12 protein-coding genes are annotated in these 13,010 nt (G+C 38.4%); 8 read left to right on the top strand and 4 right to left on the bottom strand.

What is annotated here, in order from left to right; translation table 11 throughout:
- Positions 1-11: 11 nt before the first annotated feature.
- The 7 genes from C4H12_RS04865 to rpsA all read left to right on the top strand — a co-directional run bounded on the left by C4H12_RS04865 (position 12) and on the right by rpsA (position 7,445).
- Entirely contained in the window at positions 12-398 is a 387-nt protein-coding gene (locus C4H12_RS04865) for a biopolymer transporter ExbD (RefSeq protein ID WP_106097933.1), read from the top strand.
- An 8-nt stretch (positions 399-406) separates the two neighbouring features.
- Positions 407-1,234 (top strand): energy transducer TonB, encoded by an 828-nt coding sequence (locus tag C4H12_RS04860; protein WP_106097932.1) that lies wholly within the window; start codon positions 407-409, stop codon positions 1,232-1,234.
- Complete coding sequence (locus C4H12_RS04855) at positions 1,234-2,448, top strand: folylpolyglutamate synthase/dihydrofolate synthase family protein (protein ID WP_106097931.1); 1,215 nt, start codon at positions 1,234-1,236, stop codon at positions 2,446-2,448. Before C4H12_RS04860 ends, C4H12_RS04855 begins: the two co-directional genes overlap by 1 nt.
- 42 nt (positions 2,449-2,490) lie before the next feature.
- The gene (locus C4H12_RS04850; protein WP_106097930.1) at positions 2,491-3,429 is read left to right on the top strand and encodes a 1-aminocyclopropane-1-carboxylate deaminase/D-cysteine desulfhydrase; all 939 of its coding nucleotides are present in this window, start codon (positions 2,491-2,493) and stop codon (positions 3,427-3,429) included.
- A complete protein-coding gene (locus C4H12_RS04845) occupies positions 3,413-4,516 on the top strand; it encodes a glucosaminidase domain-containing protein (RefSeq protein ID WP_106097929.1) in 1,104 nt (367 codons plus the stop codon). Before C4H12_RS04850 ends, C4H12_RS04845 begins: the two co-directional genes overlap by 17 nt.
- Positions 4,516-5,364 carry a peptide chain release factor N(5)-glutamine methyltransferase gene (gene prmC, locus C4H12_RS04840; protein ID WP_106097928.1) on the top strand — a complete coding sequence of 283 codons (849 nt, stop codon included), beginning with the start codon at positions 4,516-4,518 and terminating at the stop codon, positions 5,362-5,364. Before C4H12_RS04845 ends, prmC begins: the two co-directional genes overlap by 1 nt.
- Before the next feature lie 326 nt (positions 5,365-5,690).
- The gene (gene rpsA / locus C4H12_RS04835) at positions 5,691-7,445 is read left to right on the top strand and encodes a 30S ribosomal protein S1 (RefSeq protein WP_106097927.1); all 1,755 of its coding nucleotides are present in this window, start codon (positions 5,691-5,693) and stop codon (positions 7,443-7,445) included.
- A gap of 249 nt (positions 7,446-7,694) precedes the next feature.
- On the opposite strand, the gene C4H12_RS04830 is transcribed toward rpsA, so the two are convergent.
- On the bottom strand, positions 7,695-8,852 hold the full coding sequence (locus C4H12_RS04830) for an FtsX-like permease family protein (RefSeq protein ID WP_106099432.1): 1,158 nt from the start codon (positions 8,850-8,852) through the stop codon (positions 7,695-7,697).
- A 61-nt stretch (positions 8,853-8,913) separates the two neighbouring features.
- On the opposite strand from C4H12_RS04830, the gene C4H12_RS04825 reads away from it, so the two are divergent.
- On the top strand, positions 8,914-10,158 hold the full coding sequence (locus C4H12_RS04825) for an exo-beta-N-acetylmuramidase NamZ domain-containing protein (protein WP_106097926.1): 1,245 nt from the start codon (positions 8,914-8,916) through the stop codon (positions 10,156-10,158).
- 544 nt (positions 10,159-10,702) lie between these two features.
- On the opposite strand, the gene C4H12_RS04820 is transcribed toward C4H12_RS04825, so the two are convergent.
- Genes C4H12_RS04820 through C4H12_RS04810 form a run of 3 tightly spaced genes read right to left on the bottom strand, consistent with a single transcriptional unit; the run spans position 10,703 to position 13,008 of the window.
- The gene (locus C4H12_RS04820; protein ID WP_106097925.1) at positions 10,703-12,094 is read right to left on the bottom strand and encodes an RtcB family protein; all 1,392 of its coding nucleotides are present in this window, start codon (positions 12,092-12,094) and stop codon (positions 10,703-10,705) included.
- A gap of 21 nt (positions 12,095-12,115) precedes the next feature.
- A complete protein-coding gene (locus tag C4H12_RS04815) occupies positions 12,116-12,571 on the bottom strand; it encodes a GNAT family N-acetyltransferase (protein ID WP_106097924.1) in 456 nt (151 codons plus the stop codon).
- A 5-nt stretch (positions 12,572-12,576) separates the two neighbouring features.
- The gene (locus tag C4H12_RS04810; protein WP_254424812.1) at positions 12,577-13,008 is read right to left on the bottom strand and encodes a DUF4304 domain-containing protein; all 432 of its coding nucleotides are present in this window, start codon (positions 13,006-13,008) and stop codon (positions 12,577-12,579) included.
- Positions 13,009-13,010 lie beyond the last annotated feature (2 nt).

Genomic DNA, 13,010 nt, shown 5'->3' with positions numbered 1-13,010 from the left:
CACAAATAACTATGAAATTAAAAGGAAGAAATAAGGTGAATCCGGAGTTCAGTATGTCGTCAATGACCGATATAGTGTTCCTGTTGCTCGTTTTCTTTATGATAACCTCCAACAGCCCCAATGCACTCGATTTGATTTTGCCCAAAGCAAAAGGCAAATCTACCAATACCCAAAATGTATCGGTAAGCATAGATAAAAACTTGAATTTCTTTATCGACAAACGACCCATACAAATAGATAACCTAGATGCCGAACTCAAAGCCGCTCTCACAGGAGTCGAAAACCCCACAATAATTCTCCGTGTCGAAGAGAGCGTCCCTATTGAAAATGCCGTAACCGTAATGGATGTCGCTAACCAAAACCACTATAAAGTCATCCTAGCCGTACGTCCTAAATAAAAAAACTAATGAGCTTATTTGATACTGTATACGAACGAAAATCATTAGCACTCACCACCGTAGTGATGTGCCTAATCGTATTCTTGATGTTTCTTGCCGGAATGAAATACCTCGATCCTATGCCCGAAAGTGGGGTAGAGGTAGCCTATGGCGTCGATATGGTAGGTATGGGCGAACGTACCACTCCCCCCTCAGCAGCACAACAAACACAAGAAACACCACCACAACAGGAATCAACCCCCGAACAAAGCACTTCCCCCGATGTCAAAGATAACCTCTTAGCTCAAGATAACGACGAAGAGGTAGCAGTCCCCGAAGTACCTAAAAAAGAAGAAAAAAAGAAAGAAACTCCTAAAAAAGAAACCTCAAAACCCGCTCCTAAACCTTCTCAAGAAACCTTAGGCGCCCTAGATAATATTTTTGGGGCTGCCAAAGCAGGAGGTACCAATACAGCAGGCCAAGGTGATGGCAATACCCCTGGTTACCAAGGGCAAATCGATGGTAGCCAGTACGCCAATAACTATTACGGATCAGGCGGCGGAGGTAACTCTGGTAAAGGATGGGGCTTAAGCGGTCGCAGTATTGCTACACAAGGTAGGGTCTTCCAAGATTGTAATGAAGAAGGACTCGTAGTGGTGCAAATAGAAGTCGATCGCAGTGGTAAAGTTGTCAAAGCTACCCCTGGTGTTAAAGGTACTACCAACTCCGCTCAGTGCTTGCTCGATGCAGCACGCAAAACAGCCTACAAATACAGCTGGAACCCCGATGATAATGCTCCTGTACGCCAAATAGGTTTTATTATTGTTAACTTTAAGTTAGGAGAAAAAGATAAATAATGAACTATCAAGAAACTGTTGCGTGGATGTTTGCCCAATTGCCTATGTTCCAAACTCAAGGCAGAAGCGCACTGAACAATAAATTAGATAAAACAATAGCCTTTGCCCAGCATTTGGGTAACCCCGAACAAAAAATAAGAACAGTACACATAGCTGGTACCAATGGCAAAGGTTCTTCCAGCAGTATGATAGCCTCTGTATTACAAGAGGCTGGTTATAAGGTAGGTCTCTATACTTCACCACACCTCAAAGACTTCCGTGAGCGTATCAAAATCAATGGAGAACAGATTCCCCAAAGTTATGTCGTGAACTTTATCGCCCATAACCAATCTTTCCTACAAGCTCACCAACTCTCATTCTTCGAGATGACTGTAGGTATGGCTTTCTCCTATTTCTTTGATGAAAAAGTTGATATCGCAGTAATCGAAGTTGGTTTAGGAGGCCGTTTTGATTCTACCAATATCATTATTCCCGAAGTATCACTCATCACCAATATTTCTAAAGACCATACCGATATTTTAGGCGATACCCTTGCCAAAATAGCTTTTGAAAAAGCAGGAATTATCAAGCACCAAGTACCAGTGGTAATTAGTGAATACAATCCCGAAACAGCTCCAGTATTCACCCAGCGTGCCAAAGAAGAGCAAGCCCCTATTATCTTTGCCAATACTATCGAAACAGATTTAACTACTGATTTGCAAGGTATTTACCAAAAAAAGAACATCAAGGGGGTTATAGCTGTCTTAGAGTTGCTTATTCATAAAGGTTGGGACATTTCTCCCGAAAATATCACTAATGGGTTACAACACGTAGTGCGCAATACCCATCTTGAAGGGCGTTGGCAAACCCTCAGTACCCAGCCTACAGTAGTATGTGATACAGGCCATAATGTAGGCGGACTTACCTATGTAATGCAACAGCTCGCCAAGCAAAACTATACTCATCTACATATAGTAGTAGGTTTTGTTAAAGAAAAAGATGTCAATGGAGTGTTAGAACTCTTCCCCAAAGAGGCTACTTACTATTTCTGTAGCCCTCATATAGCACGTGGGCTCAGCGTCGATACTCTTAAAGAAATAGCCACTGCCAAAGGACTTAAAGGTGAGGCTTATCCCTCCGTGCAGCAAGCCTTACAAGCTGCCAAGGCTCAAGCCCTCCCTACCGATTTTATTTTTGTAGGAGGTAGTACCTTCGTAGTTGCCGAAGTGGTATAATCAAAAAGTTTAAATTTTGCGGCGTAAGCCGCTTTTTTTGTTATGATTCCATTATTGTTTGAAAATTTAAGTATTGAAAACCAACCCGTCTCAATGCCCCTACCCAATGGCATCACCCTTACTATTAAGCGTGAGGATAAGAACCACCGCTTCGTATCGGGTAACAAATTACGCAAACTTAAGTATAACATTGCACAAGCCTTAACCGAGGGTAAAGATACCATACTTACTTTTGGCGGAGCCTACTCCAACCATATCGCAGCTACAGCTGCAGCAGGTCAAGCTATGGGGTTAAAAACCATAGGAGTGATTCGTGGCGACGAATTAGCTACAAAAATCGATGTTAATCCCACGTTAAAGTTTGCTAAAATGTGCGGAATGGACTTTTTATTCGTTTCACGCTCCGATTACAGATATAAGCATACCCCTGAGTTTTTAGAAGATTTGCAAAAACGTTATGGTTCAAGTGTTTATATAGCTCCAGAGGGGGGTACCAATACCTTAGCAGTAAAGGGTTGTGAAGAGATTCTTACCCCCAATGATGCTGTTTTTGATGTCATCTGTACCGCCGTGGGTACGGGAGGTACCATCTCAGGTCTTATCAATGCCAGTGCTCCTCACCAAACTGTAATCGGTTTTCCAGCACTTAAGGGGGAGTTTCTTAACAAAGTTATTAACAACTATACCAATAAAACCAATTGGCACCTTGTTCACGACTATCATTTTGGTGGATATGCTAAAGTAAATGAGGATTTAGTGACTTTTTTAAATGTTTTTAACAAAAACACTCATATACCGTTGGATCCTATATACGTTGGTAAGATGATTTTTGCTATCTTTGCACTCGCTAACAAAGGATATTTTGAGCCTAATACCAAAATATTAGCCATCCATACCGGAGGGCTACAAGGTATAGAAGGCTTTAACAAGGAACGAATTAAAAAACATAAAAGTATATTGGATTATGAAGAGAAGATTTAGTTTACTATTACTATATCTCCTTATTTTATCGTCTTGCTCAGACAAGTACTATAAAAACGCTAAAAACCCTCACACTGTAGTTCATAAGGGGCAACGTACTATTGTCGAAACACATAAACCATCTCATGCTGAGCTAGCCCAGCGTACCAAAGCGCTGTTGGAGGCCAAAATGAATCAAAAAGATTTCACCGAGGACGATTTTCACGAAATACCTCCTGCCAAGCAGGTAACCACAGCTGTAACCCAAAAGTATATTGAGGATTACAAGGATATTGCTATGGTTGAAATGCAACGCTATAACATCCCTGCAAGTATCACTTTAGCACAAGGTATCTTGGAAAGTGGTTCGGGGCAAGGTAGGTTGGCTCGTTATGGTAATAACCACTTTGGTATCAAATGCCACGCTACTTGGAATGGCAAAACTATCACTCATGATGATGATGAGAAAAGTGAGTGCTTCCGTCGCTATAAGTATGCTTACGAATCTTTTGAAGATCATTCACAATTTCTTACCAAGCGTGGTAGGTATAGTTCTTTGTTTGAACTTGACCCTACCGACTATGAAAGTTGGGCTCATGGACTTAAAAAAGCTGGCTACGCTACCGATCCTGCTTACGCCAAAAAGTTAATAGCGCTTATCAAAAAATTCAACCTACATCAGTATGACAATCAGGTTATTGCTATGAAAGGCAATACTATTGATATGCCTATGGGTACCGATATTATATCTACTCCTGTACCTAAAAAAGAAACTACTCCAGTAGTAGCCGAAAATCAGTCAGCTGTTGTTAAGGAAAAAGTAACAATTAAAGAAACTCCCAAAAAAGAAACTTCTAAAACAGTAGCAGTTGCCAAAAAGGAAACACCTAAACCTGCTGCTAAAAAGGTAGAAACTCCTGCTGTTGTTAAGGAATCTCCTATTAAAAAGGAAGCTGTAGCCGAGTATTATCAAGTGCAAACAGGTGATACACTTTATAAAATAGCTCGTGAGCAACAAGTGTCTGTACAGCAACTTATGAAGCTCAATAATTTTGATGATATTAGCAGTAGTAGTTTGCGTGTGGGGCAACAAATACGTGTAAATTAATGAGCTTTGCCGAACTTAAAACCTATATACATCAGCAGCTCAGCACATTGTATGAAAGTACTGAGATACAGTCTTTTTACTTTATGTTGCTGGAACATTATGGGCATTACAGTAAGGCAACAGTATTAGTACAACCTGAAAATAACCTGCCTGAAGAGGTAGAACAAAATATTACAAAATCGATAAGTGCATTACAATCGGATTTGCCTATACAATACTTGTTGGGCGAGACCGAGTTCTGTACTTATCGTTTTTTTGTAGATGAAAATGTACTTATTCCCCGTCCTGAAACTGAAGAATTAGTTGATTGGGTTTATAATGAGTACAAAACACATCATAATAGTCTGAAAATATTGGATATAGGCACAGGTAGTGGGGCTATCGCTATTACACTTAAAAAGCTTTTACCTCAAGCTGAAGTCACTGCTATTGATGTCTCAGCAGGAGCTCTTGCTATAGCCCAACGTAATGCTAAGGCTAATGAAGCTGAGGTTAATTTTCTTCAGCAAGATATATTAACCACATCTTCTCTTACCCAAAAATACGATGTTATAATCTCCAATCCTCCCTATGTACGTTTCACCGAAAAAGCCGAAATGCATCCTAATGTATTGCGTTATGAGCCTCATTTAGCTTTGTTTGTTCCCGATGAAAACCCTCTGCTTTTCTACCGTAAAATAACCGAATTAGCTGCTACTTCTCTTGTACATAATGGTAACCTTTTTTTTGAAATTAATCAGTATCTTGCAAAAGAAACAGAAACCTTAGTACGCCAAGAAGGTTTTACTCAGGTTATTTTAAAACAGGATCTTTCAGGTAACGATAGGATGTTGTGTTGTAAAAAGTAATCTGCTTATTACAAACTTTAAGGTGTCATTTTGCTTACTATCTTCATATTTTATTAGGATCAGTTTATAGCCTGTTTTATTTTATCTTCTATATTTTTACTCAAAAAAATATTTCTTCATAAAATATTGTTTATCAGTATTTTATATATTTTGTAAAAGAAATATTTTTTTTAATATTTTGTCAGTTCAAAAAAAAATCGTAACATTGCGCCAATTTTTAAGAGTATAGGGCGTTCAGTATTAATAAGTTTCATCCTTCCCAATAAAAACACTCTACAAAAAACGTCCTTTGTTTTGGTTGGGAATACAAATTTTAACATCAGCAAATGGCTGAAAACACACAAACACAAGAAGAGTTCCTTAAAAATTTTGATTGGAACAAATACCAAGAAGGTATTGACAGCGTACAAGAAGACCAATTAAAAAACTTCGAAGAATTGGTTAAAAACAATTTCGTTGATACTCAAGACAACGAAGTAGTAGAAGGAGTAGTAACTCGCATTACCGACAGAGAAGCTATTATTGACATTAACGCCAAATCAGAAGGTGTTATCTCTCTTAACGAGTTTCGTTACAATCCAAACCTTAAAGTAGGTGACAAAGTTGAAGTACTTATCGACATCCGTGAAGATAAAAACGGTCAATTAGTACTTTCTCACCGCAAAGCACGTACGCTTAAAGCATGGGATCGTATTAATTTGGCTCACGAAAATGGTGAAATCGTAAATGGTTTCGTAAAAAGTCGTACCAAAGGCGGTATGATTGTAGATGTATTTGGAATTGAAGCATTCTTACCAGGTTCTCAAATAGATGTGAAACCTATTCGTGATTACGAACAATTTGTGAACAAAACTATGGAGTTCAAGATTGTGAAAGTGAACCACGAGTTCAAAAACGTTGTAGTTTCACACAAAGCTCTTATCGAGGCTGATATCGAAGAACAGAAAAAAGAAATTATCAGTCAGCTTGAAAAAGGACAAGTACTTGAAGGAGTTGTTAAAAACATCACTTCTTATGGAGTATTTGTTGATCTTGGCGGCGTAGATGGATTGATTCATATTACCGACCTTTCTTGGGCTCGTATTAACCACCCGGGAGAAGTAGTTTCTGTAGATCAAAAATTGAATGTAGTTATTCTTGATTTTGATGATAACAAATCACGTATTCAATTAGGTTTAAAACAACTTAGCAAACATCCTTGGGAAGCTCTTGCTGGCGACCTTAAAGTTGGTGATAAAGTAAAAGGTAAAGTAGTAGTTATTGCTGATTACGGTGCTTTTGTTGAAATCGCTGATGGCGTAGAAGGTCTTATCCACGTTTCTGAAATGTCTTGGAGTACTCACTTGCGTTCAGCTCAAGACTTTGTTAAGTTAGGTGACGAAGTAGAGGCTGTAGTTCTAACCCTTGATCGCAATGACCGTAAGATGTCATTAGGTATCAAACAACTTACTCCAGACCCTTGGATTAACATCACTGAAAAATACCCTGTAGGTTCTAAACACACAGGTACTGTTCGTAACTTTACTAACTTTGGTGTATTTGTTGAACTTGAAGAAGGTATTGATGGACTTATCCACATTACCGACCTTTCTTGGACTAAGAAGATTAAACACCCATCAGAGTTTGTAAATACTGGTGATAAGATTGAAGTAGTAGTTCTTGAGCTAGATGCTGAAGGACACAAGTTATCATTAGGTCACAAACAAACTACCCCTAACCCTTGGGATAAATACGAAGCCGAATTCGCTGTAGGAACTGTTCACACAGCTACTATTGCTAAGATGGTAGATAAAGGAGCTACAGTACCTTTCAATGAAGATATTTTAGCATTTGTTCCTACTCGCCACTTAGAGAAAGAAGATGGTAAAAAATTAGGTAAGGGTGATACTGCCGAGTTTAAAGTGATTGAATTCAATAAAGAATTCAAACGTGTTGTAGCTTCTCACACAGCTATTTTTAAAGAAGAAGAAGAAAAAATAGCTAAAGAAGCTGCTACAAGTACAGCTACTCCTGCAGTAGAAAAATCAACTCTTGGTGATCTTGAAGTATTACAAGAGTTGAAAGACAAAATGGAAAAATAGAAGTAATTTAGTTTTTTTCATAATTTTTTGTTTTAATGAGGAAAAGTCGTTGCTGGGAAGTAACGACTTTTTTCTTATTAATTAATTTGGATTAATCAGAGGCGTAATAATTTTCAATTTCAAGATAGAAAGATATACTTTTGTAATAAGTTTTATTCAGCAACATCTTGCACAAGATAAATCTTAGAATCTCCTACCGAAAAAAGTCTAAAAAAATCCTTTTAAAACTATTTATTTTTGATTGTTACATTATGAAAACTTCATTGATTTGGTAGGTGATATTTTTGTTATTACGTAAGTCGGGATAAGCAGCATTAACAAGCAAAGCAGAAGTACGCAAATGTTCAGTAATACTATCCACAAAGGGTTAAAGGCTATGGGTACTTCAGTTACGTAATAGGTAGCAGGGTCTAATTTTATAAGACTGTATTGCTGTTGTAACCAAAGCAGTAGAAAACCAAGAGCATTACCCCATAAAAGACCTAAACCTATGATGTAAGTAGCATTGTAAAGAAATATTTTTCGTATACTGCGGTCAGAAGCTCCTAAGCTCTTAAGAGTACCTATTAGCGGTGTTTTTTCTAATATAAGTACAAGTATAGCAGTAATCATATTGAATCCTCCTACTATTATCATTATACCTATAATGAGGTAAATATTAAAATCAAACATACTTAACCATTCAAAAATAAAAGGAAATTTTTGAATAATAGTTTGTGAATCAAGAAATGACCCCACTTGGCTATATACTTGTTTACCTACTTCTTCTATTTGGTTAAAATCCTTGATAAATAGCTCAAAGTTACCTACTTCATTAGGTTGCCACTTGTTAATCTTCTGTATGTGACGGATGTCTGTAAAAATGTATGAAGCATCAAACTCTTGAAAACCGCTGTTATAAAGTCCTACTATTTTAAAACTACGTTGGTTAGGGGCTTGAGCTGCTTCATCTTTTAAAAATATTGCCTGACATCGGTCGCCAAGTTTAAGATGTAGTCTATTAGCTAAGTAAGTAGACATTAATATCTCATCTGTAACCTCATCACTTGTAACATTAGGGGTACGCCCTTGGGTAATAAAATCTAGGAAAGGAGCCCAATTATAGTCCTTACCAACCCCTTTAGCAAGGATAGACTCATAAGTATTTTCAGTACGTATGATACCGCCTTTAGTAGCTACAGCTTGTATGTGAGTTACCTCTGGGACTGCCTTAAAGGAAGGGTAAAAATCCTGCTCAGTAGAAACAGGCAATGTAGCTACTTCTGAGATATTACTATCAAAACTGTAGATTTGTGCATGTCCGTGAAACACTACTAGCTTCTCACGAATTTTTTGTTGCAGCCCAGTCCCAGTTGCTATGGCAATAAGCATCATTACCATTCCTATCGCAATAGCAGCTATAGCCATTTTGATAATTGGTGAAGAAATCGTACCTTTGTCCCCTTTACTAAAGATAACTCTTTTCGCTATGAAATATTCAACATTCAAAACATTTAATCCTTTTAGAGGTGCCAAAGTTACACTTTTTTTCTTATGTACCCTCATTTCTTGTAAAAATAATGGCCAAACCCTTACTAATGATCCTGTACAAAACGCTGATAAACAGCTTAAAGAGCTGATAGTGGGAGCAAACAGGATGTATGCTTACATTGATGATTTGCATGGAAAAAATATAGGAATTGTTACTAACCAAACTGGAATAGTAAAAACAGCTAAACATACTTATGTACATTTGGTAGATACCTTACTTAGTCGAAAAATAAAGGTTACTAAAGTATTTGCCCCTGAGCATGGCTTTAGAGGGCAGGCCGATGCAGGAGAAGTTGTGAAAGATGGAAAAGATCCAAAAACAGGCTTACCTATTATATCTCTTTATGGTAAAAATAAAAAACCTACGCCCGAACAGCTCAAAGGGCTTGATCTTGTTCTTTTTGATTTGCAAGATGTAGGAGCTCGTTTTTACACCTATATTTCTACCTTGCACTATGTAATGGAAGCTTGTGCTGAGGAGAATATTCCTATTATTGTGCTAGATAGACCCAACCCCAATGCTCATTATATCGATGGCCCAGTATTACAGCCTGCCTTTAAGAGTTTTATAGGTATGCATCCTGTACCAGTAGTATATGGTATGACTATAGGTGAGTATGCCCAGATGATTAATGGTGAAAAATGGCTGCAAGCAGGTATTACAGCCTCTCTTAAAGTAGTTAAACTTGCTTATTATACCCACCAGACCCCTTATAGTTTGCCAGTTAAGCCTTCTCCCAATCTGCCTAATGATATATCGGTGAATTTGTATCCTAGTATGTGCTTTTTTGAAGGAACAAATGTTAGTATGGGGCGTGGTACCGAGAAACAGTTCCAAGTGTATGGAGCTCCATATTTTAACAAAACAACATTTAGTTTTACCCCACACCCTAATGCTGGAGATAAGAATCCTAAGTTTAATGGAAAGCTTTGTTACGGTGAAGATCTTACCAAAACGCCACGTCTTTCACAGCTTAACCTCAGTTGGTTACAAAAAGCATTTGAACAAAGTAAAGCTGTGAAAACAGCCTTTTTCACTTCTTCATTCAATAAAATAGCCGGTAATGATATACTAAAAAAGCAAATTACCACTGGAAAATCAGAAGCCGAAATAAGGCAAAGTTGGCAGAAAGATCTTGATAAGTTTAAAGAAATAAGAAAGAAATACCTATTGTATCCTTAACCCTTGTCCATTTGCACAATGTGTGGCTGGAAAGAACCTATCATATCTATCAAATTTAGAGTGTCAATTAGAAGTAATAGATTCTTTTGTAAGCTGCCTTACAAAATACATTTTAAAAGAAGTTTGATTATCAATGAAATAAACGCCTTCTACCGAAAATCTTTCTCACTATCCACCGCAACCCTATATATAGGGCAGTAATGGGCGAGAATATCCAAGCGAGTATAGTGCGAATATGTATTTTCTCGTCCATCCTATCAAAAAAGCGGATAAACAATATGAAAATGAAAAACAGCGGAAGCAACAAAACATATAGCATATCCTTTATGTGAGAGGAAAATTTCTTTTTCATACAGAAGTGAATATTTTGATGACAAAAATAATATGAGATTAGAAAATTAGCAAATTTGTGAATTAGAAAATGAGTAAACTTGTTGTGAGAGGTTGCTGTATGACTTATAAAAAAGCTGCTAAGCGCGATGCTTAGCAGCTTTTTTAGTATCATTTATTGATAAATTGGCTCATTGCCAAATTGCCAAATTGATTACTTGTCCATTCGCACGATGCGTGGCTGGAAAGTACCGATGATATCTACTAAATCGCTTTGGGAAGCCATTACGGTTTCTATGTTTTTATACGCCATAGGAGCTTCTTCGGCATTACCCCCGATGAGGGTGATATCCTTGGCTTTGAGGGCTTTTTTGATATCAGAGTTGGTAAAGCGGTTCTTGCTCTCATTGCGCGAGAAAGCGCGTCCTGCCCCGTGTGAAGCTGAATCGAAACTCTCGGTATTGCCTTTGCCTCGCACGATGTAACCGGCATCGGTCATCGAGGCAGGGATAATACCCAATACCCCTTCTCCTGCTGGGGTCGCTCCTTTGCGGTGTACTACTACCTCCTTGCCATCGTGAATTTCTTTCCACGCAAAATTGTGGTGGTTCTCGATGCGCGCCCTCAATCGTCCGCCTACAGCCTTTATCAATCGGCGGTGGATATCGTCGTGGCAGGCAGATGCGTAATCACCTGCGAGGTTCATAGCCGTCCAATACTCTAACCCTAAGTGGGTCGAGAGGTCAAGCCACGCAAATTGTTGGGCTTCCTTCGGGAGCGGACACTGTTCGGCTGCCACACGCACATAATACTGGGCAATTTCAGCACCAAAGCCACGCGAACCGCTATGCGAAAGTATACCGAGATATTTTCCTTTGGGTAGCCCTATTTGAGGGTCGTCTGCCAAGAGTTCTACCTCGCCAAATTCTACAAAGTGATTGCCACTGCCCGAAGTACCCATCTGCTTGATTGCCTTATCCTTCAATCGCTTGAGGATAGGAATTAGCGAAAAAGTATCGCGGTCAAAAATCTCGTGGTCTACGTGTGACTTGTGGGTTTCGTACATACCAAACTTCGTATGCTCCACAAGGGCTTTTTCGTACTTATCACGTGCGCCCGAAAGGTAGGATACAGGGATATCCAAGATACTGAGGCACATACGGCAACCGATGTCCAAACCCACTCCATAAGGAATGACTGCATTCTCCACTGCTAGTACGCCCCCTATGGGCAAACCATAGCCACTATGGGCATCAGGCATCAGCGCACCCCCTACCGAAATAGGAAGTTTGAGAGCCGTATAGAGTTGCGTTTTTGCCTCTTCGGTGATATCGTCGCCAAAGATATGATAAGGCGCACGGGTAGCGTTGAGCTGTCGTTTTTCGGTTTTAGTAGACGAAAGCAGCACTTCGGCTATCTGACCAAAAGTAAGATGACCTTCGTACTGCGCAGGATTTTTTAATATATCTTCGAGTACGGATTTTACATACGCCAAGTTTTTAGTAGCGTAATTGCGTTTCATCACTTCCAACGCTACATTAATAGATTGATTATTCGGGAAACCTAACTTGAGGAGGTCTTTCCCTTTGAGTTTTAAATTTGCCATTTTTGTTTAGGTGTTAGGTTTTCACAATTGAAAACTGTATTGCAATACCTTCGTTTCATCGGTGAAAGGTGTTTTTCTATAGAAAGCAATAGCATCTTCATTGTCATCTTGTTCTGTACCAACAAAGATGTCCTGAAAATCGTTTTGCTTTGCATAGGCCATCAAATAGTTGATTAGCTGTTTGCCTATGCCTTGATTTTGGAAACACGCTTTCACTCCTAAATCGTGAAGGTATAGAGAAGGCTTTTCTACTTCATAACTATCAAGTATATAAGCTGTTAAACCTCCTACTACTTGATTTTCTATTTTGGCTACTACTGCCAAAAAGTTTGTGTTTTTCAATAAATGATGTAGCTTCTCGTCCGTAGGATAACGATAGTCTACCCACTGAAAAACTTCTTCAAAAACATCTAAAAGACCTTTGAAATCATTGATGTTAGTGGTAACGAGCTGTATGTTTACATTTTTTGTGTTCATTTTTACTAATTAGATAGATAAGGAAGCACGATTTGCTGAATATCACTCAAAAAGGCTTCTCTATTCTCTTTAAATTTTTGTTTTCGTTTAAAAATATCGACGATAGTGCCAGAAAACTCATACCAAATATCACCATTGCCTTTGATATCACCTATACGCTGGGTATTATCATCAGGATAGAAAGAGATAGGTTCCTTATAAGAGGCTTTTTTGATATTTGCTGTGAAATAAATTTCATCAGCGCTGCCATAAGCACCTTTTTGAATAGAAATCATTTGCAGGTTTTGTTCCACTACTCGGTAAAAATGTAGTGCTTTTTTCTTAAAGCCTAAGGGTTTTAGTATTTGATAGAGTTCTTTTACCATCTCGTCGAACTCAATTTGTGTAGCTGTTTTTTCTTTCATAGTAGATTTGTTAAAGGTGAGTGTTGCACTCATTG

Origin of the sequence: Capnocytophaga sp. oral taxon 878 (genome assembly GCF_002999135.1) — a bacterium.
Taxonomy (GTDB): Bacteria; Bacteroidota; Bacteroidia; order Flavobacteriales; family Flavobacteriaceae; genus Capnocytophaga.
Note: the sequence above shows the minus strand (reverse complement) of the source record. Positions and strands in the feature narration are given on the sequence as shown.